This is a genomic window from Cronobacter muytjensii ATCC 51329 (genome assembly GCF_001277195.1).
Lineage (GTDB): Bacteria > Pseudomonadota > Gammaproteobacteria > Enterobacterales > Enterobacteriaceae > Cronobacter > Cronobacter muytjensii.
This window is the reverse complement of sequence record NZ_CP012268.1, coordinates 2122710-2142440: the sequence shown is the minus strand read 5'-3', so window position 1 is coordinate 2142440 and position 19731 is coordinate 2122710. Positions and strand designations below refer to the sequence as shown.

The 19731-nt window shown below is 59.1% G+C and carries 12 protein-coding genes; 9 read left to right on the top strand and 3 right to left on the bottom strand.

Annotated features, from left to right (window positions below; translation table 11 throughout):
* Window positions 1-295 precede the first annotated feature (295 nt).
* The 7 genes from sufA to ldtE all read left to right on the top strand — a co-directional run bounded on the left by sufA (window position 296) and on the right by ldtE (window position 6945).
* The gene (gene sufA, locus AFK63_RS09915) at window positions 296-673 is read left to right on the top strand and encodes a Fe-S cluster assembly scaffold SufA (protein ID WP_038863314.1); all 378 of its coding nucleotides are present in this window, start codon (window positions 296-298) and stop codon (window positions 671-673) included.
* Between the two features lie 2 nt (window positions 674-675).
* Window positions 676-2166, top strand: a complete 1491-nt coding sequence (sufB, locus tag AFK63_RS09910; protein ID WP_038863312.1) for a Fe-S cluster assembly protein SufB — start codon at window positions 676-678, stop codon at window positions 2164-2166.
* 20 nt (window positions 2167-2186) lie between these two features.
* Window positions 2187-2933 carry a Fe-S cluster assembly ATPase SufC gene (gene sufC, locus AFK63_RS09905; RefSeq protein WP_038863311.1) on the top strand — a complete coding sequence of 249 codons (747 nt, stop codon included), beginning with the start codon at window positions 2187-2189 and terminating at the stop codon, window positions 2931-2933.
* A complete protein-coding gene (gene sufD / locus AFK63_RS09900; protein ID WP_038863310.1) occupies window positions 2908-4182 on the top strand; it encodes a Fe-S cluster assembly protein SufD in 1275 nt (424 codons plus the stop codon). Before sufC ends, sufD begins: the two co-directional genes overlap by 26 nt.
* Window positions 4179-5399: a cysteine desulfurase SufS gene (sufS, locus tag AFK63_RS09895; protein ID WP_038863307.1), complete on the top strand. Its 1221-nt coding sequence runs from the start codon at window positions 4179-4181 to the stop codon at window positions 5397-5399. Before sufD ends, sufS begins: the two co-directional genes overlap by 4 nt.
* An 11-nt stretch (window positions 5400-5410) precedes the next feature.
* Window positions 5411-5827, top strand: coding sequence for a cysteine desulfuration protein SufE (gene sufE / locus AFK63_RS09890; RefSeq protein ID WP_038863306.1), 417 nt, complete (start codon window positions 5411-5413; stop codon window positions 5825-5827).
* Window positions 5828-5922: 95 nt separating this feature from the next.
* Window positions 5923-6945 (top strand): L,D-transpeptidase LdtE, encoded by a 1023-nt coding sequence (ldtE, locus tag AFK63_RS09885; RefSeq protein WP_038863304.1) that lies wholly within the window; start codon window positions 5923-5925, stop codon window positions 6943-6945.
* 161 nt (window positions 6946-7106) lie between these two features.
* Here ldtE and lpp read toward each other — a convergent pair whose 3' ends face one another.
* From lpp to AFK63_RS21835, 3 genes are all read right to left on the bottom strand, one after another.
* Window positions 7107-7343 (bottom strand): murein lipoprotein Lpp, encoded by a 237-nt coding sequence (lpp, locus tag AFK63_RS09880; protein ID WP_002443218.1) that lies wholly within the window; start codon window positions 7341-7343, stop codon window positions 7107-7109.
* A gap of 312 nt (window positions 7344-7655) precedes the next feature.
* The gene (pykF, locus tag AFK63_RS09875; protein ID WP_038863303.1) at window positions 7656-9068 is read right to left on the bottom strand and encodes a pyruvate kinase PykF; all 1413 of its coding nucleotides are present in this window, start codon (window positions 9066-9068) and stop codon (window positions 7656-7658) included.
* A 14-nt stretch (window positions 9069-9082) separates the two neighbouring features.
* A complete protein-coding gene (locus AFK63_RS21835) occupies window positions 9083-9184 on the bottom strand; it encodes a hypothetical protein (protein WP_426368995.1) in 102 nt (33 codons plus the stop codon).
* An 890-nt stretch (window positions 9185-10074) separates the two neighbouring features.
* Between AFK63_RS21835 and AFK63_RS09870 the strand changes: the two genes are divergently transcribed.
* Window positions 10075-11337 carry an autotransporter strand-loop-strand O-heptosyltransferase gene (locus tag AFK63_RS09870; RefSeq protein WP_038863300.1) on the top strand — a complete coding sequence of 421 codons (1263 nt, stop codon included), beginning with the start codon at window positions 10075-10077 and terminating at the stop codon, window positions 11335-11337.
* 31 nt (window positions 11338-11368) lie between these two features.
* A complete protein-coding gene (locus AFK63_RS09865) occupies window positions 11369-19363 on the top strand; it encodes an AIDA repeat-containing protein (RefSeq protein WP_038863299.1) in 7995 nt (2664 codons plus the stop codon).
* Window positions 19364-19731: the final 368 nt, after the last annotated feature.

Here is a 19731-nt window from a genome sequence, read left to right as displayed (position 1 = left end):
ACCGCCTCTCCACAGGGGCGCTATTATATAAATAGGTATAAACGATACATCTTTTGTTGCGGCGCTATCGTCACGTGTTAATTTCTGCGTTTCGTTTAATAAGACATTGATAAAAAACATTTTTCAGGCGTCATTTTTGCCTGCTGCAGGCTCTCAGGGAGGGTCTATGCTTAATAAAAGTGTTCAAAAAGTGCCTTTAACGGGAATACCCCTGATCCGCAGAGGTTGAAGTGATAATTATTATCACTAACATAGCGTTATCGCCTGACAGGCAATCACTCCAGGAGGCAGACCTATGGAATCACAAGCAGGTACGTTCAACCCCGCAGAGTTCAGCTGGCAGGGCCTGACGATGACGCCAGACGCGGCGAAACATATTCGCGACTTAATGGCGCAGAAACCGGGTCTGCTGGGGGTGCGTCTTAGCGTGAAACAGAGCGGCTGCGCCGGGTTTGGCTATGTGCTGGACACGGTCAGCGATCCTAAAGACGACGATCTTGTTTTTGAGGCGGAAGGCGCGCGCCTGTACGTTCCGCTTCAGGCGATGCCGTTTATCGACGGCACCGAAGTGGATTACGTGCGCGAAGGCTTAAACCAGATTTTTAAATTCAATAACCCTAAAGCGCAGCACGCGTGCGGCTGCGGTGAAAGTTTTGGGGTCCAGGCGGAGTAATTATGTCCCGTAACAGTGAAGCAACTGACGATGTCAACACCTGGAGCGGCCCCCTGAACTATAAAGAGGGCTTTTTTACCCGGCTTCAGACCGATGAACTGGCGCACGGCATCAACGAAGAGGTAGTGCGCGCCATTTCCGCTAAACGCAACGAGCCTGAGTGGATGCTTGAGTTTCGCCTGAACGCCTACCGCGCCTGGCTTGAGATGGAAGAGCCCCACTGGCTGCATGCGCATTACGACAAGCTCAATTATCAGGATTACAGCTATTATTCCGCGCCGTCCTGCGGTCATTGCGACGATGCCTGCGCGTCCCAGCCGGGCGCCGTTCAGCAGCCGGGCGGCAACAGCAATAGCTACCTGACACAGGAAGTGGAAGAGGCGTTTAACCAGCTCGGCGTACCGGTACGCGAAGGCCGTGAAGTGGCGGTGGACGCAATTTTTGACTCCGTTTCCGTTGCCACAACTTACCGCGACAAACTGGCGGAGCAGGGGATTATCTTCTGTTCCTTCGGCGAGGCTATCCACGATCATCCGGAGCTGGTGAAGAAATACATCGGCACCGTCGTGCCCTCGAACGATAACTTCTTCGCCGCGCTGAATGCTGCGGTCGCCTCCGACGGCACCTTTATCTATGTGCCGAAGGGTGTGCGCTGCCCGATGGAGCTTTCCACCTATTTCCGCATCAACGCGGAAAAAACCGGCCAGTTCGAGCGCACCATCCTGGTGGCGGATGAAGGCAGCTACGTAAGCTATATCGAAGGCTGCTCGGCGCCGGTGCGCGACAGCTACCAGCTGCACGCGGCGGTGGTGGAAGTCATCATCCATAAAGATGCCGAAGTGAAATACTCCACGGTGCAGAACTGGTTCCCTGGCGACAACAACACCGGCGGCATTCTCAACTTCGTTACCAAGCGCGCGCTGTGCGAAGGCGAAAACAGCAAGATGTCCTGGACTCAGTCGGAAACCGGCTCGGCGATCACCTGGAAATACCCGAGCGTCATCCTGCGCGGCGACAACTCCATCGGCGAGTTCTACTCGGTGGCGCTGACCAGCGGCCATCAGCAGGCCGATACCGGCACCAAGATGATCCACATCGGCAAAAACACGAAATCGACGATTATCTCGAAGGGCATTTCGGCCGGTCAGAGCCAGAACAGCTATCGCGGGCTTGTGAAAATCATGCCGACCGCCACTAACGCCCGTAACTTTACGCAGTGCGACTCAATGCTGATAGGCCCGGACTGCGGCGCGCATACATTCCCGTATGTCGAGTGCCGCAACAACAGCGCCCAGCTTGAACATGAGGCGACGACCTCGCGCATCGGTGAAGATCAACTGTTCTACTGCTTACAGCGCGGGATCAGCGAAGAAGACGCTATCTCTATGATTGTTAACGGCTTCTGTAAGGATGTCTTCTCAGAGCTGCCGCTGGAATTCGCGGTCGAAGCGCAAAAATTATTAGCCATTAGCCTTGAGCACAGCGTCGGCTAAGGCGAGAAAAAGGATAAGACATGTTAAGCATTAAAGATTTACAGGTCAGCGTGGAAGAGAAGGCTATCCTGCGCGGTTTAAACCTTGAAGTAAAACCAGGGGAAGTGCACGCCATTATGGGGCCGAACGGCTCCGGGAAAAGTACGCTCTCCGCGACGCTCGCCGGGCGTGAGGATTATGAAATCACCGGCGGCGAAGTGCAGTTTAAAGGTAAAGATCTGCTGGCGCTGTCGCCGGAAGAGCGCGCGGGCGAAGGCATCTTTATGGCGTTCCAGTATCCGGTGGAGATCCCGGGCGTCAGCAACCAGTTCTTTCTGCAAACCGCGCTGAACGCCGTGCGCGAATACCGTGGCCAGGAGGAGCTTGACCGCTTCGACTTCCAGGATCTGATGGAAGAGAAAATTAAGCTGCTGCAAATGCCTGAAGATCTGCTGACCCGTTCGGTAAACGTCGGCTTCTCCGGCGGTGAGAAAAAGCGTAACGACATCCTGCAAATGGCGGTGCTGGAGCCGGATCTGTGTATTCTTGACGAAACCGACTCCGGGCTTGATATCGACGCCCTGAAAATCGTCTCCGAAGGGGTGAACGCGCTGCGCGACGGCAAACGCTCGTTTATCATCGTCACCCACTACCAGCGCATTCTGGACTACATCAAGCCCGATGTCGTCCATGTGCTGTATCAGGGGCGGATCGTGAAGTCTGGCGACTTCTCTCTGGTCAAACAGCTGGAGGAGCAGGGCTATGGCTGGCTTACCGAACAGCAGTAACGCGCTGCAACAGTGGCATCGCCTGTTTGAAGCGCAGGGCGGGGAGCGCTCCGAAGAGGCGCGCGAGCATCTGCAACAGCTGCTGCGCCTCGGTCTGCCCACCCGCAAGCATGAGAACTGGAAATACACGCCGCTCGACGGTTTGCTGAAGCATGATTTCGTGACGCCTGCGCCGCAGTCGCTTGACCGCGCCGCGTTCGACGCGCTGGCGCTGCCAGTCGACGCGCTGCGGATGGTGTTTATCGATGGCCGCTTCGCGCAAGAATTCAGCGATACGCTTGATGAGAGTGGTTTTGAGATTAGCGTCAACGACAGCCGCGGCGGGCTGCCCGCGCCGGTACAGCCGGAGGCGTTTTTGCACCTCACCGAGAGCCTCGCGCAGAGCGTGACGCACATTCGCGTGGCGCGTAACCAGCAGCCGTCCAAAGCGCTGCTGCTGATGCATATCAGCGCGGGTCGCGCGGACGATGAGATGAACACCGTGCACTATCGTCATCATCTGGAACTGGCGGAAGGCGCGCAGGCCACGGTTATCGAGCATTATGTCAGCCGCGACGCGCAGCCGCATTTTACCGGCGCGCGTCTGACCATGCAGGTGGGCGCCAACGCGCAGCTAAACCACTATAAGCTGGCGTTTGAGAACCCGCAGAGCTGGCATTTCGCGCATAACGATATGTTGGTCGCACAGGATGCGCAGGCCGCCAGCAGCAGTTATCTGCTTGGCGCGGGCGTCTTGCGCCACAACACCAGCACCCAGCTTAACGGCGAAAACATTACGCTGCGGGTCAACAGCCTGGCGCTGCCGGTAAATAACGAAGTGTGCGATACCCGCACCTGGCTTGAGCACAACAAGGGTTACTGCAACAGCCGTCAGCTGCACAAAACCATCGTGCGCGACAAAGGCCGCGCGGTGTTTAACGGGCTGATCAAAGTCGCGCAGCACGCCATTAAAACTGACGGGCAGATGACCAACAACAACCTGCTGCTGGGCCGGCTTGCGGAAGTCGATACCAAACCGCAGCTGGAAATTTACGCCGATGACGTGAAATGCAGCCACGGCGCGACCGTAGGCCGCATCGACGATGAGCAGATGTTCTACCTGCGTTCGCGCGGCATCAGTGAACAGGCGGCGCAGCAGATGATTATCTACGCGTTCGCCGCGGAGCTTACTGAAAGCATCCACGACGAGGCGCTCAAACAGCAGGTGCTGGCGCGTATCGGCCAGCGCTTCGCAGGGGGAGAGGCATGAGTTTTTCTCTACAGCAGGTGCGCAGTGACTTCCCGGTGCTGGCGCGCGAGGTGAACGGCCAGCCGCTGGCCTATCTCGACAGCGCCGCCAGCGCGCAGAAGCCGACGGCAGTAATTGAGGCCGAGGCGGAATTCTACCGCCACGGCTACGCGGCCGTGCATCGCGGCATTCACACGCTGAGCGCAGAAGCGACTCAGCGCATGGAAGCCGTACGCACCCGGGCGGCGCAGTTTATTAACGCGCGCCTGCCGGAAGAGATCGTTTTCGTACGCGGTACGACCGAGGGGATCAACCTCGTGGCAAACAGCTGGGGCAACAGCCAGCTGCGCGCAGGCGATAACCTGATCATCACCGCGATGGAGCATCATGCCAATATTGTGCCCTGGCAGATGCTCTGCGCGCGTACCGGCGCGCAGTTGCGCGTGCTGCCGATTAATCAGGACGGCACGCTGCAGCTCGACATACTGCCGTCACTTATCGACGAGCGCACCCGTCTGGTGGCGGTGACGCACGTCTCCAACGTGCTCGGCACCGAAAACCCTATCGCGGAGATAATCGCGACGGCGCATCAGGCGGGCGTGAAAGTGCTGGTAGACGGCGCGCAGGCGGTGATGCATCACAAGATTGACGTCCAGGCGCTGGACTGCGATTTCTACCTCTTCTCCGGCCACAAGCTCTATGGGCCTACCGGCATCGGCATTCTGTACGTCAAAGAAGATATCCTCCAGGCGATGCCGCCGTGGGAAGGAGGCGGTGCGATGATCGCCACTGTCAGCCTGACGGAAGGCACCACCTGGGCGGCGGCGCCGTGGCGCTTTGAAGCCGGCACGCCCAATACCGGCGGGATCATCGGGCTTGGCGCGGCGATGGATTATGTCGATGCTATTGGTCTTGAGAATATTCACGACTATGAGCGCACGCTGATGACTTACGCGCTGCGCGAGTTGCAGGCGGTGCCGGAATTAGAGATTTACGGCCCGGCGGAGCGGCTCGGTGTTATCGCCTTTAACCTCGGCAAACACCACGCCTATGACGTGGGCAGTTTTCTGGATAACTATGGCGTCGCGGTGCGCACCGGCCATCATTGCGCGATGCCGCTGATGGAGTTTTACGGCGTGCCTGCGATGTGCCGCGCGTCCCTCGCGATGTACAATACCGAAGATGAAGTGGACCGGCTGGTGGCCGGGCTTATCCGCATTCATCGTTTGTTAGGCTGAAAGGAGCGTCAATGGCTGGTTTGCCGGAAAAAGAGAAACTGCTGCGTAACTTTAACCGCTGCGCCAACTGGGAAGAAAAATACCTCTATATCATCGAGCTCGGCCAGCGGCTGGCCCCGCTCAATGATGCGGAGCGCGCGCCGCAATACCGTATTCAGGGCTGCCAGAGCCAGGTCTGGATCGTCATGACGCCGCGTGACGACGGCGTGATTGAGATGCGCGGCGACAGCGACGCGGCTATCGTCAAAGGGCTTATCGCCGTGGTGTTCGCGCTCTATCAGCAGATGACCGCGCAGGACATCTTGAATTTCGACGTGCGCCCCTGGTTTGAGGAGATGTCGCTGACGCAGCATCTCACCCCGTCCCGCTCGCAGGGCTTAGAGGCGATGATCCGCGCCATTCGCGCGAAAGCCGCCGACCTGAGCTAATCTTTAAGCACGGCTTTTCCCTGTCACGCGCGGCCCTTGCGGGCTGCGCGGATGTTCAGCATTCCGGCTCCTGCCGGTGAAAACAGGTCGTGCTTATGAAACGCAACTGCTCCTTCCCGATGTTCGCGCTGCTGATGATGGGCGCAACGCAGGCCTGTGCCGTCGATTATCCACTGCCGCCGCCCGGCAGTCGCCTCATTGGCCAGAACCAGACCTATGTCGTGCCCGCCGTGAGTAAAAACCTGGAGAAAGTCGCGGAAGAATTTCAGACCGGCGTGCTGTTGCTGCTGGAGGCCAATAATACGGTCGATCCGTTTCTGCCGATGCCGGGGAGCGAGCTGACTATCCCGACGCAGATGCTGCTGCCGGACACGCCGCGCGAAGGCATCATTGTCAATCTGGCCGAGTTGCGGCTCTATTACTATCCGCCCGGCGAAAACCGCGTACAAGTGTATCCCATCGGCATCGGCCTGAACGGGCGTGAAACGCCGGTGATGTCGACGCGCATTATCCAGAAAATCCCCAATCCGACCTGGACGCCGACGGCCGCCATGCGCGCCCGCTCGCAGGCGCAGGGCGTGACGCTGCCTGCCGTGGTGCCCGCCGGGGCGAATAACCCGCTGGGGCGCTTTGCGCTGCGTTTACAGCAGGGCGGGGGCGAATATCTTATTCATGGTACCAATGCCCGTAGCAGTATCGGTCTGCGGGCCAGCTCCGGCTGTATCCGCATGCGCGCGGCGGATATCAAAGCGCTGTTTAATCAGGTGGCCTGGGGCACGCGCGTGCAGATAATCAACGAGCCGGTGAAATATTCCAGTGAGCCAGACGGTAAGCGTTATGTGGAAGTGCATCAGCCGCTCTCGCGCAGCGATGCGGATAACCCACAAACCATGCCAGTCGCCATTACTGCCGCTTTCGGGCAGTTTATTGATGACGCGGGCACTGACGCGCAGGCAGTTGATAATGCGCTGACGCGCCGTGCGGGCTATCCGGTGACGGTAAGCGCGCCGGACGCGCTGTCAGCGCCGGTAACGACGCTTCAGAGCGTCAGGACGACGGTTGCGCCGCCTGCGAGCGCGCCGCTCTCAGCGGCTGCGGTACACGTTACGGTGCAGTAAAAATCAGGCAGGATGCGCAGACGAGAGGGCGAAGTAAATCGTTCTGCAAACCAGTAATCAGTGAAACGAACGGGGAAGGCGGTGAAAGCGGGAAGGCGGGGCGGAGAAGAGGCAAAAAAAATGGCGCACAATGTGCGCCATTTTTCTTTCACACGGTACTATTACTTACGGTATTTAGTAGCCATGTTGTCCAGACGCTGGTTAGCGCGAGCTGCGTCGTCTTTAGCAGCCTGAACGTCGGAACGCATTGCGTTCACGTCGTTGCTCAGCTGGTCAACTTTAGCGTTCAGAGTCTGAACGTCAGAAGACAGCTGATCGATTTTAGCGTTGCTGGAGCAACCAGCCAGCAGAGTAGAACCCAGGATTACCGCGCCCAGTACCAGTTTAGTACGATTCATTATTAATACCCTCTAGATTGAGTTAATCTCCATGTAGCGTTACAAGTATTACACAAAGTTTTTTAGGTTGAGAATATTTTTTTGATGGGAATACGCTTAATTTTGATCGTTCGCTCAAAGAAGCATCGACATTTCGCGGATCATTAAAAAAAATGAAGGAAAACAGCAGACTTTCATCGGATTCATCTTAGAAAAAAACAGCGTTAAATAGTGAAATCCGATTTGCTTTTTTATTCACAGCGTCTATTTAAGCCAAATTAAAAGGCGCCTTTCGGCGCCTTTTTAATCGACCTTAAAAAAAGGTGGATATTATTACAGGACGTGTACAGAAGCGGTGTTGGTCGTTCCGCTCGGCACCAGCGCGCCGGAAACCATGACGACCACATCGCCCTTTTTCGCAAGACCGCTTTCCAGCGCCGCTTCTTTGCCCAGACGATAGAAATCGTCCGTAGAGGAGATCTCTTTCACCAGCTGCGGCACAACGCCTTTGCTCAGTACCAGCTGACGCGCGGTCAGTTCATTGGTCGTCAGCGCGAGGATAGTGGCGTCCGGGAAGTATTTACGCACGGACTTGGCAGATTTACCGCCTTCGGTCGCGACGACAATCAGCGGCGCTTCCAGTTTCTCGGCAGTTTCTACCGCGCCGCGGCATACGGCCTCGGTGATGCGCAGTTTACGGCTGTCGTTGTTGAACTCCAGACGGCTGGTCATCACGCGGTCGGTACGCTCGCAGATGGTCGCCATAATAGTAACGGCTTCCAGCGGGTATTTGCCCTTAGCGGATTCGCCAGAGAGCATCACGGCGTCGGTGCCGTCCAGAATGGCGTTCGCCACGTCGCCGGCTTCCGCACGGGTCGGACGCGGGTTTTTAATCATGGAGTCCAGCATCTGGGTCGCGGTGATAACCACTTTGCGCGCGCGGATGCATTTCTCGATCATCATCTTCTGCGCGAAAATAACTTCTTCTACCGGGATTTCTACACCCAGGTCGCCACGCGCAACCATGATGCCATCAGACGCTTCGAGGATTTCGTCGAAGTTGTTCAGGCCTTCCTGGTTTTCGATTTTGGAGATGATCTGGATATGTTCGCCGCCGTGCGCCTTCAGGTGCTGGCGAATTTCTTCTACGTCGGAACGTTTACGAATAAAGGAAGCCGCCACAAAGTCGACGCCCTGCTCGCAGCCAAAGATGAGGTCTTTCTTGTCTTTTTCCGCCAGCGCCGGCAGTGCGATAGAGACGCCCGGCAGGTTAACGCCTTTGTTCTCGCCCAGATCGCCGTTATTCAGCACTTTACAGATGACTTTGTTGCCTTCGATGGCGGTGACTTCCATGCCGATCAGGCCGTCGTCCACCAGCACGGTGTTGCCGACAGACAGATCTTTGGTGAAGCCTTCATAGGTCACTGCTACGGTTTCGCTGTTACCGACGACAGATTTGTCGGTAGTGAAGGTAAAGGTCTGGCCCGCTTTCAAAGAGACGTCGTTGCCGCCTTCCAGTTTGATGGTGCGGATTTCCGGGCCTTTCGTGTCCAGCAGGATAGCGGCTTGCTTGCCGGTTTTCGCCAGAACGTTGCGCAGGTTTTTGATGCGCTGACCGTGTTCTTCGTAGTCGCCGTGGGAGAAGTTAAGGCGCATCACGTTCATGCCCGCGTCGAGCATTTTGGTCAGCATTTCTTCGGATTCGGTTTTCGGGCCGATGGTGCAAACAATTTTCGTCTTTTTCATGACAGTCTTAATCTTTAGTTGAAGGATATGGAAATCATGCCCTGCGGCGTACTCTGCCGGTCGGGTAAACTTGTGTTGCGAAAGTTGTGATGCCACAGCCTAAGGATAGGTGACATCAAAAAAGCGTGCAGGAGAAAGTGTGCTTGTGGTTCAGCCAGATGGCGGGAGAGCGATTGTTCGACGGTAAAGGCGATATCCAATGTGCTGAAACCATTCAAGTTAGAATGCCCGCATTATAGCTTCCGTCCGCGCAGAAAGGAATTAAAAACGCTGTTTCATAATGGAAAAGCGCTCACCGCTTCGTTTCTGTTGCTTATCCGTTAAGGAAGCATGACAAAACGTTATCACTCCGCTTTTATTGTACAGGTTACTTGTGAAGCTTGTCGCAATAATCCAGGCAATCGTCCAGATTATATTCACCCGGCCAAAACGTTTCGGAATATAAATTAAAGTTTATTTGTGAGTCCGGGAATAGCGTTATTTATCGGCGAAATTAACTCCACAGCGTTTAATTTTTATTCGCTAATAAAATTGGATATCAGAAAATCCCTACTAATATTTGTCTGAAGCGTGGCGGAAAGCCTGCCGATTTTCCTATTGAAAATTAACAAAGAGTATGTTTTCAGCGTCTAGCTTGTGGCGCAAAAATATATTCTTCCCGCCCCGAAATAGCCTGATCTGCGTATTGCAAGGTGAGGATAATCCTAAAGTGCTGTCTCTATAGGAGAGCTAAATGCTTGTAAAGTTTAGCTTTAGTGAAAAGTCACTTACAGTGACATTTGTCCAAGTTGCTGATTTTAAAGAAAATTTATATTTGGTAAAAATTTGCAATAAGTAACGATGTAGCTACACTAAAACCATCATTTTGACGGCTCAATGGATGGGCAATATGTCGGATAAATAACAGCCTCGGACATCGCTTGTTCGAGTGTTGACGCGTGTCTGAAACGCGTCGGGTTAATTATTTAATAGCAGCATAACCCTGATACTGATAATTAAGGTAGGTATGGCGATGACGGTGACTTCATCTGCCAGTAATGGCTACGCCTTTATTTTACCCCCGGAAAAACCCACACAGCAGGGGCCGGAAGGCATTTTGTACGATTTCAACGACGGCGCGCGGCTGCTTTTACCCGCAGGCGACTGGCGCGTTGAAATAAGCGACAACGAAACAGGAAATATACTTTTCGCGAGCGACATCGCGGAAGGCTGGGTGATTAGCACCAAAAAGTATTATGTGCCTTTTCGCCTGCAAGTCTGGAAGAAAGGGCACAGCGAGCCGCTGCTCGATCACGCGCTGGATATGCGCGACAAACCCGTATTAATCTCCTTTCCGACCGGCACGCTGGGCGACCTGGTCGGATGGGTGCCTTACGCAGAGCGCTTTCGCCAGACCTTCGGCTGCCAGGTGGAATGCACCATGGCGCAGCCGATTATCGATCTTTTCGCGCCAGTCTACCCGCAACTGCAGTTTTACGCGCCGGACCGCTGGGCAAGCGAGCGCACTCACCATGAGCTGCCTTACGCCACCTGGCGCGTCGGGCTTTTCTTTCAGGGCGATCTCGACAAACAGCCGTTTGATTTTCGCACCGTCGGCCTGCACCGCACCGCCGGGCATATTCTCGGCGTCGACCCGAGTGAAATCGTCCCCGATCTGCGCCTGAACGCCCCGCGCCAGATAGCCGAACCCTACGTCTGCATCGCCACGCAATCCACAAGCCAGGCCAAATTCTGGAATAACGGCACCGGCTGGCATGAGGTTATCGAATTTCTCAAAGCGCAGGGCTATCGCGTCCTGTGTATCGACAAAGAGCGCGTCGTCGGACGCGGCTACGTCTGGAACAAAATCCCGCACGGCGCGGAAGATTTCACCGGCAATCTGCCGCTGCGCGACCGCGTGGCGCTGCTTGAGCACGCGGAATTTTTTATCGGCCTCGGCAGCGGTCTCTCCTGGCTTGCCTGGGGCTGCCGCATCCCGGTGGTGCTGATTAGCGGCTTCAGCCTGCCCGGCAGCGAGTTTTATACCCCCTGGCGCGTCATCAACACCCACGTCTGCAATGGCTGCTGGGATGACGTGCGCCTGAATTTTGATCATCAGGACTATTTCTGGTGTCCGCGCCACAAAGGCACGGACCGGCAGTACGAGTGCACGCGTTTTATCACGGGTAAACAGGTGATAGGCCACTTACGGCGGCTTATCTCCCTGAAAAGCAACCCATTCGACATCAAAACAACAGCATTGGCTAACCCAAATCAACATGCCGCGTGACGGTTTGTGAGCGGGTTTCGAGGACATTAACATGAAGAAAAGTCTTAACTGCAGTTACCGGCTGGTGTGGAGCGAAGTCCAGCGCGCGTTTATCGTGGTCTCTGAGCTCACCCGAGCGAAGGGCAAGCGCGCCAGCGGTGCGGTGTTGTTGACGGCGGCGGTAGGGAGTTCGCTCGCCAGCGGCGGGGCGTTCGCATTCACGCCCGATGTCACCTCGTCGGTGCAGGATGAGCGGGTGCAAAACGGCACTCAGCAGGTTCTGGTCGGCGGGACTACCACCAATCATATTATCGGCACGCTGGGCAACCAGATTGTTGCAGGCGGCCTGGCGCAGAAAACCACGCTGAACGACGGCGGCGTGCAGATAGTCCGCCAGCAGGGCGTGGCGACCAGCACGACTATCAACGACGGCCTGCAGGTGGTTGAGCAGGATGGCCAGGCGCAGCGCACCGTTATTCTCAACGGCGGCGTGCAGGGTGTCGGCGGTTCGGCGGTACATACCGTCGTCGGCAACGGCGGCGAGCAACATGTGCTGGCGAGCGGCACCGCGACCACCACACTTATCAACAACGGCGGCACCCAGTCCGTTGACGGCACGGCCATTTCCGCCGTGGTCAACGACGGCGGCCATCAGATCGTTGAGCGCGGCGGTTTCGCCCGCGACACCACCGTCAATAACGGCGGCATCCAGTACATCAGCGCGGGCGGCTCATCGTCCGACGGCGTTATCTTCGGCGGCGGCATTCAGCAGGTATCCGGCACGGCGTCCGGCACCAGCATTAACGACGGCGGCACCCAGCAGGTGCAGGTCACGGGCCAGGCCCGCGATACGCAAATCAACTACCGCGGCACCCAGGCCGTTGACGGCACGGCGATCTCCGCCATCGTCAAAGACGGCGGCACCCAGATGGTCAACAGCGGCGGCCTTGCGAAAAACACCCAGGTCAACAGCGGCGGTCTGCAACACGTGGCGCTCGGCGGCGCGTCGGCAGATGCCCATCTCTTCGGCGGCACCCAGCAACTGGCGGGCACGGCCTCCAACACCCAGATTGACGCAGGCGCGCAGCAGCATATCGAAGCGACCGGTAAATCGGTCAGCGCCACGGTCAACAGCGGCGGCTTACAGAATGTCGACGGCACCGCGAATTTCGCCACCGTGAAAGCGGGCGGCACCCAGCTTATCCAGACAGGCGGCCACGCCAACAGCACCGTGGTGCGTAAAGACGGCGTGCAGGATGTGAAACTCGGCGGCTCGGCGTCCGGCTCCATTCTGCTTGGCGGCACGCAGGAGCTGGCGGGCACGGCGGGCGATACCGTGATCGGCGACGGCGGCGTACAGCATGTTCAGGTCGGCGCGAACGCTTCCGGCTCGCTGATTAACGCAGGCGGCCTGCAGCGCGTCGATGGCACGGCAAAAACCACCACCATCAACGACAAAGGCATTCAGCTGGTTAACCGCGGCGGCAAAGCGAACAGCACCGCTATCAACGACGGTGGCCTGCAATATGTGGCAGAAGGCGGCTCAGCGTCCGACAGCGTGATTTTCGGCGGCGGCATCCAGCAGGTGTCCGGCACCGCGTCCGGCACCAGCGTTAACGCTGGCGGCTCTCAGCAGGTACAGGTCAGCGGAAACGCGACCGGTACGCAGATTGGCAGCGGCGGCACCCAGGCCGTTGATGGCACCGCGATCGCGGCAGTCGTGAAAGACGGCGGCGTTCAGCAGGTGAACAAAGGCGGTCTGGCGAAAGACACCCAGGTTAACAGCGGCGGTCTGCAACACGTGGCGCTCGGCGGCGCATCGGCCGACGCGCACCTTTTCGGCGGCACCCAGCAACTCGCGGGCACGGCCTCTAACACCCAGATTGACGCGGGCGCGGAGCAGCATATCGAAGCGACCGGCCTGTCTGTCAGCGCCACGGTCAACAGCGGCGGCTTACAGAATGTTGACGGTACGGCGAACTACGCGACCATCAACGACGGCGGCGTCCAGCTGGTGCAGACTGGCGGCCACGTCAACAGCACGGTCGTGCGTGACGGCGGCATCCAGGATGTGGCGTTCGGCGGCTCGGCGTCCGGCTCCATTCTGCTTGGCGGTACCCAGCAGCTCGCCGGCAATGCAGGCGAAACGGTGATCGGTGATGGCGGCGTGCAGCACGTAAAAGTGGGCGGTTCCGCGTCCGGCTCGCTGATTAACGCAGGCGGCCTGCAGAATGTTGACGGCACCGCGAAAAACACCACCATCAACGACAAAGGCATCCAGCTGGTTAACAGCGGCGGCCTTGCGGATAACACCGCTATCCACAGCGGCGGCCTGCAATACATTGCTCAGGGCGGCGCGGCATCTGAAGGCGTCGTTTTCGGCGGCGGCATCCAGCAGGTGTCCGGCACCGCGTCCGGCACCAGCATCAATGACGGCGGCTCACAGCAGGTGCAGGCCACGGGTAAAGCCATCGGCACCCAGATCAACTACCGCGGCACTCAGTCTGTCGACGGCACGGCGATTTCCGCCGTCGTAAAAGACGGCGGCACCCAGATGGTGAACAGCGGGGGGCTCGCGAAAGACACCCAGGTCAACAGCGGGGGTCTGCAACACGTGGCGCTCGGCGGCGCATCGGCCGACGCGCATCTTTACGGCGGCGTGCAGCAGCTGGCGGGCACGGCCTCCAACACCCAGATCGATTCCGGCGCGGAGCAGCATATCGAAGCGACCGGCCTGTCTGTCAGCGCCACGGTCAACAGCGGCGGCTTACAGAATGTTGACGGCACCGCGAACTACGCGACCATCAACGACGGCGGCACACAGCTGGTGCAGACCGGCGGCCACGCTAACAGCACTATCGTGCGCAGCGGCGGCGTCCAGGATGTGAAGCTGGGCGGCGCGGCTTCCGGCTCTCAACTGCTGGGCGGTACCCAGGAGCTGGCGGGCACGGCGGGCGATACCATTATCGGCGAGGGCGGCGTGCAGCATGTTCAGGTCGGCGCGAACGCCTCCGGAACGCTGATTAACGCAGGCGGCCTGCAGCGCGTTGACGGCACGGCAAAAACCACCACCATCAACGACAAAGGCACCCAGCTGGTTAACCGTGGCGGCCTTGCGGATAACACCGCTATTCACAGCGGCGGTCTGCAATATGTCGCTGAAGGCGGCGCGGCTTCAGAAAGCGTGATTTTCGGCGGCGGCATCCAGCAGGTGTCCGGCACCGCGTCCGGCACCAGCGTTAACGACGGCGGCTCGCAGCAGGTGCAGGTCACCGGTAAAGCCATCGGCACCCAGATCAACAACCGCGGCACTCAGGCCGTCGACGGCACAGCGATTTCCGCCGTCGTGAAAGATGGCGGTACGCAACTGGTGAACAGCGGGGGGCTTGCGAAAGACACCCAGGTCAACAGCGGCGGCCTGCAACACGTGGCGCTCGGCGGCGCATCGGCAGATGCTCATCTTTACGGCGGCGTGCAGCAGCTGGCGGGCACCGCCTCCAACACCCAGATCGATTCCGGCGCGGAGCAGCATATCGAAGCAACCGGTCTGTCTGTCAGCGCCTCGGTGAACAGCGGCGGCTTACAGAATGTTGACGGCACGGCGAACTTCGCCACCATCAACGACGGTGGCGTCCAGCTGGTGCAGAACGGCGGTCACGCGAACAAAACGGTCGTGCGTGACGGCGGCGTCCAGGATGTGAAATTCGGCGGCGCGGCTTCTGACTCCATTCTGATCGGCGGCATTCAGTCCGTTTCCGGTACGGCGGGCAGAACGGTGATTGGCGATGACGCCATCCAGCATGTGAAAACCGGTGGCCTGGCCTTTGGTTCGCTGGTCAACGCGGGCGGCTTGCAGAATGTCGACGGCACGGCGACCTCTACGGTCGTGAATGACGACGGTATCCAGCTGGTGAACAGCGGCGGCCTGGCGCGCGCCACCACCGTTAACAGCGGCGGTCTGCAGCATATCAACCTCGGCGGCGCCTCCTCTGACGGCGTTATTTTCGGCGGCGGCGTGCAGGTGGTCGCGGGCATGGCGTCCGGCACCAGCATCAGCGATGGCGGTCTGCAACTCGTCACCAAAACCGGTACGGCGAACGACACCCACGTTAACCGTGGCGGCGTCCAGAGCGTCGACGGCACCGTGACGTCCGCTATCGTGAAAGACGGCGGTACGCAGATTGTCAATAACGGCGGTCTGGCGCGCGGCTCTGTCGTCACCAACGGCGGTCTGCAACACATCAATAAAGGCGGCGCGTCGTCCACCGCGAAAATCTTCGCCGGCGGCACGCAGGTCGTGGCAGGTACGGCCTCCGGCACCAGCATCGGCGACCGCGGCACCCAGCTTGTGCAGGAAACCGGTAAAGCGATTGACGCGCAGATCAACAGCGGCGGCACCCAGTCCGTTGACGGCTCGGCGATTTCGGCGGTCATCAACGACGGCGGTCTGCAAATCGTTAACGTTGGCGGTCTGGCGGCAGGCTCTATCGTGCACAGCGGCGGCGTACAGCATGTGAAACTCGGCGGCGCGGCGTCTGACGGCACCGTGTTTGGCGGCGGTACGCAACTGGTGGAAGGCACCGCGTCCGGCACCAGCATCAGCGAAGGCGGCGTACAGCTCATCGCGGCAAGCGGCCAGGCGAAAGGCACGCTGGTCAATAACGGCGGCGTACAGCGCGTCGATGGCCAGTCCTTTGACGCGGTCATCAACACCGGCGGCCAGCAGATTGTCGACCCGTACGGTCGCGCGGCGGGCACCGTGATTAACGCAGGCGGCACCCAGCACCTGAGCAACGCGTCGCTGGCTATCGCAACCGTCATGAACGGCGGCGAACAGCACGTCAACAGCGGGGCGAAAGCGCTGGATACGCGCCTGCTCGGCGGCAGCCAGAACATCGGCAGCGGCGGGTACGCTCAGGGAACGCGTCTGGAAGGCGGCGTGCAGAACATCAACGCGGGCGGCAGCGCGGTGAAAACCACCGTTAACAGCGGCGGCATCCAGAATGTGGAGAGCGGCGGTAAATCGTTCGAAAACGCGGTGCTGAACGGCGGCGTGCAGAATATCGCCTCCGGCGGTTATGACACCAACGGCACGGTGGCGTTTGGCGGCCTGCAGAATATCAGCGCGGGCGGCGTCACGGACTTCACTATCGTTGAAGGCAAGCAGATCCTGAGCGGTCGTTCTGTCGTCACCATTTTGCAAAACGGCGGCTACCAGCGCGTGAATCAGGGCGCCACGGCTGACGTCACCATGATCAATGATAACGGCGTTCAGGATGTTTACGGCACCACGACCGGCACCGAAATCTATGACAATGGTGAGCAGCGTGTTTACCAGGGCGCGAACGTCAACTCCACCTGGCTGAATGACGATGCGAAACAGACGGTCTATAACGGCGCGGTAGTGTACGGCACGCGCAACCGCGGCGCTGAGCAGAATCTGCTGAGCGGCGGGCGTGCGGTGAGCACCATTATGGATACCGCCGCCGTGCAGAACATCGGCGCGGGCGCGACGGCAGAAAGCACGGTGCTTATCAACGAGTCGGTGCAGAACGTGCGCGGTACCGCTGACGGCTCCGAACTCGCGGCCAACGCGGTACAGAACGTTTATGAGGGCGGCGTGGCGAAAAACACCAGCCTTTATGAGCGCAGCGTGCAGAACATCTATAACGGCGGCCAGACGTTCAACACCAATATCGCTAACGGCGGTGTGCAGAACGTCCTGACTGGCGGTACGGCGACCAGCACGAACATCAATCTGGGCGGTACGCAAAACGTCAACAGCGGCGGTACGGTTATCTCGACCATCATCCAGGCGGGCGGGGTGCAGAACGTCAATGACGGCGCGATTGTTATCGACAACACCGTGGTCGGCGATCAGGTGGTGAATCAGGGCGGTACGGTGGCCTCGTCAACCGTCAGCGAAAATGGCAGCCAGAGCGTGACGCTCGGCGGCACCGCTATCGCGACCACGGTGACCAAAGGCGGCGTGCAGTATATCCGTAAAGGCGGCGTGGCCGACCAGACCATCATTCACCAGGGCGGTATGCTGGCCGTGGCGGATGAGGCCGAGGCGACCAACATCGACCTGAACAGCGGCGCGGGCATTATCGCCGGCACCGACACCACGGTTGACGGCACGAACGCGCTGGGTCAGTTCTCTATCGCCAATAAGCTCGCAAACAACCTGCTGCTGGAAAGCGGCGGTCTGCTCACCGTGGCGGCGGACGGCATCGCCAACAACACCGTGGTGCAGAACGGCGGTAAGCTCAGCGTGGCGGATGGCGGTATTCTGACCGGCACCACCGCGCTGAACGACGGTTCGACCATTTCCGGCAACGTGACCAACACCGGCAAACTGAGCGTAACCACCGATGAGAGCGACAACACCATCGCGGCCAACATCAGCGGCACCGGTAGCCTGTATAAAGAAGGCGAAGGCACGCTGACCGTAAGCGGCGTACTTAACCAGACCGGCGGCACCTGGCTGCAAAGCGGCACCCTGGTATTCAGCGGCCTGGAGGCGGTCACGGATATCATCGCGCAGCTCGGCACATCGTTGCAGTTGACCAACGGCACCACCCTGACCGGTATGATTGACCCGACCGACCTGACCGTTGACGCAGGCTCGACCTGGCTGATGACGGATGACTCCCTGCTCAATAACCTGACGCTGGGCGGATCTGTCGATTATCAGGCGCCGACCGGTGCGTTTGTACCGAAAACCCTGACGGTCACTAATCTGACGGGCAACGGCGGCACCATCACCCTGAACACCCTGTTCCAGGGCGGGACGGCCACCACCGACAGCCTGATCCTCGACGGCGGCACCGCCACCGGCAACACCCGCATCGCCATCCGTAACCAGGGCGGTCTGGGCGCACGCACCACCGGCGACGGTATCCAGGTGGTAAACGCTATCAACGGCGCGACCACCACCGATGACGCGTTCAGCCTTGCGGGTAACCTGCAGGCGGGGGCGTATAACTACAGCCTGCGTCAGGGCGCTGGCAGCGAAAGCTGGTATCTGACCACGGCAGCCGGCAACGGCGACGAGAATGGCCCGCAGAACTACCGTTCGGCCATGTACCTCTACAGCTCGCTCTATGCGCAGGCGATGGACTACGACAGCGCGCTGCTCGGTTCACTCGACAGCCGTCGTTATGCCGCGCGTACTCCGACGGAGGATGGCAGCAACCTGTGGGCTCGCTTCCAAGCCGGTCAGCTGAGCCACGATCACGGCGCGTCTGACCTGCGTAACGGCAACACGCCGGAAAGCAAAGGCGGCTACACCTTCCTGCAGATCGGTAGCGACCTGTGGAGAGCGACAGCATCCTCCATGGAATGGGGCGTGGGCATCTACGGTGCGGCGGGCCTCTCAGCCGTAGACGTACAGCGCAGCGAGAAATCGAAAGCGGGTACGGTGCGTGATGACGCTTACAGCGCCGGTCTGTATGTGAACGGCGTACATGAAAGCGGCTGGTGGGTTGACGTGGTGGCGCAGGGTACGCGTCATAACTTTGACACCGACCCGCGTGACGGCGACGGCCTGAAAACCCACGGCTGGGGCTATGTCGGCTCCTTCGAAACGGGTCTGCCGTTTGATATCGGCAGCGGCCTGGTGCTTGAACCGCAGGTGCAATACCAGTACCGCGGCGTGAACCTGAAAGATGGCGATGACGATGCCGCCGACGTGCAGTTCGGCGACGGTCACAGCCAGCAGGTGCGTGCCGGTCTGCGCTTTGGCAACAACGCGACGCTGAAGACGACAGGCAACCCGCCGCCGGTTAGCTGGTGGGTCCGTCCGTCCTTTATTCAGACGTTCGACTCCAAAGGCGATGTGAACGTGAGCGCGCCGGGTGTGGCAGGCAGTGAAGTGTCCTTCAATCCGGATCAGGACGGCACCGCCGCCGCGCTGGATGTGGGCATTGACGGCCAGATCCGCGACAACGTGACGCTTGGCGTTCGCGCCGGTTACACCAAAACCATCGATGACGCCGGTACCGGCGGCTACGGCGGTCAGGTGACGCTGAAAGTCAGCTTCTGATAACAGGCAATGAGAACAGCCGCCCCACACGGGGCGGCTTTTTTTTGCGTGTAATAAAGGGTGGGGGAGATGGCGGGGTGCGATAGCGGGGAATGGTAGGGTGGGTAAGCGCAGCGCACCCACCATTTGCGTTTTGGGAAAATACCGGGGAAGAGAAATATATCAGGTTGGGGAATACGTTCCGTTCGCCATAACGCCGCGTTTATGTGTGCGTCTTCCTCACGCGAACGTGCAAAGGGGGCTCGCCGCCGCCCCCTTTGCAATCCCGGCTCCCGGCATAAAATCGCCCCTGCGGGGAAGCCGCGCCTTATTCCCTCCGGCCACGGGTCGGGCATGACAATACGTCCCTGTATTGTCATGCCCTCGCA

What these genes read in the sequence shown, in the direction of transcription:
- AFK63_RS21835 (WP_426368995.1), bottom strand. Translation starts at nt 9,184, where the DNA reads ATGTCACCTATCCTTAGGCTGTGGCATCACAACTTTCGCAACACAAGT.
- sufD (WP_038863310.1), top strand. Translation starts at nt 2,908, where the DNA reads ATGGCTGGCTTACCGAACAGCAGTAACGCGCTGCAACAGTGGCATCGC.
- AFK63_RS09870 (WP_038863300.1), top strand. Translation starts at nt 10,075, where the DNA reads ATGGCGATGACGGTGACTTCATCTGCCAGTAATGGCTACGCCTTTATT.
- sufC (WP_038863311.1), top strand. Translation starts at nt 2,187, where the DNA reads ATGTTAAGCATTAAAGATTTACAGGTCAGCGTGGAAGAGAAGGCTATC.
- sufE (WP_038863306.1), top strand. Translation starts at nt 5,411, where the DNA reads ATGGCTGGTTTGCCGGAAAAAGAGAAACTGCTGCGTAACTTTAACCGC.
- ldtE (WP_038863304.1), top strand. Translation starts at nt 5,923, where the DNA reads ATGAAACGCAACTGCTCCTTCCCGATGTTCGCGCTGCTGATGATGGGC.
- sufA (WP_038863314.1), top strand. Translation starts at nt 296, where the DNA reads ATGGAATCACAAGCAGGTACGTTCAACCCCGCAGAGTTCAGCTGGCAG.
- AFK63_RS09865 (WP_038863299.1), top strand. Translation starts at nt 11,369, where the DNA reads ATGAAGAAAAGTCTTAACTGCAGTTACCGGCTGGTGTGGAGCGAAGTC.
- sufB (WP_038863312.1), top strand. Translation starts at nt 676, where the DNA reads ATGTCCCGTAACAGTGAAGCAACTGACGATGTCAACACCTGGAGCGGC.
- lpp (WP_002443218.1), bottom strand. Translation starts at nt 7,343, where the DNA reads ATGAATCGTACTAAACTGGTACTGGGCGCGGTAATCCTGGGTTCTACT.
- sufS (WP_038863307.1), top strand. Translation starts at nt 4,179, where the DNA reads ATGAGTTTTTCTCTACAGCAGGTGCGCAGTGACTTCCCGGTGCTGGCG.
- pykF (WP_038863303.1), bottom strand. Translation starts at nt 9,068, where the DNA reads ATGAAAAAGACGAAAATTGTTTGCACCATCGGCCCGAAAACCGAATCC.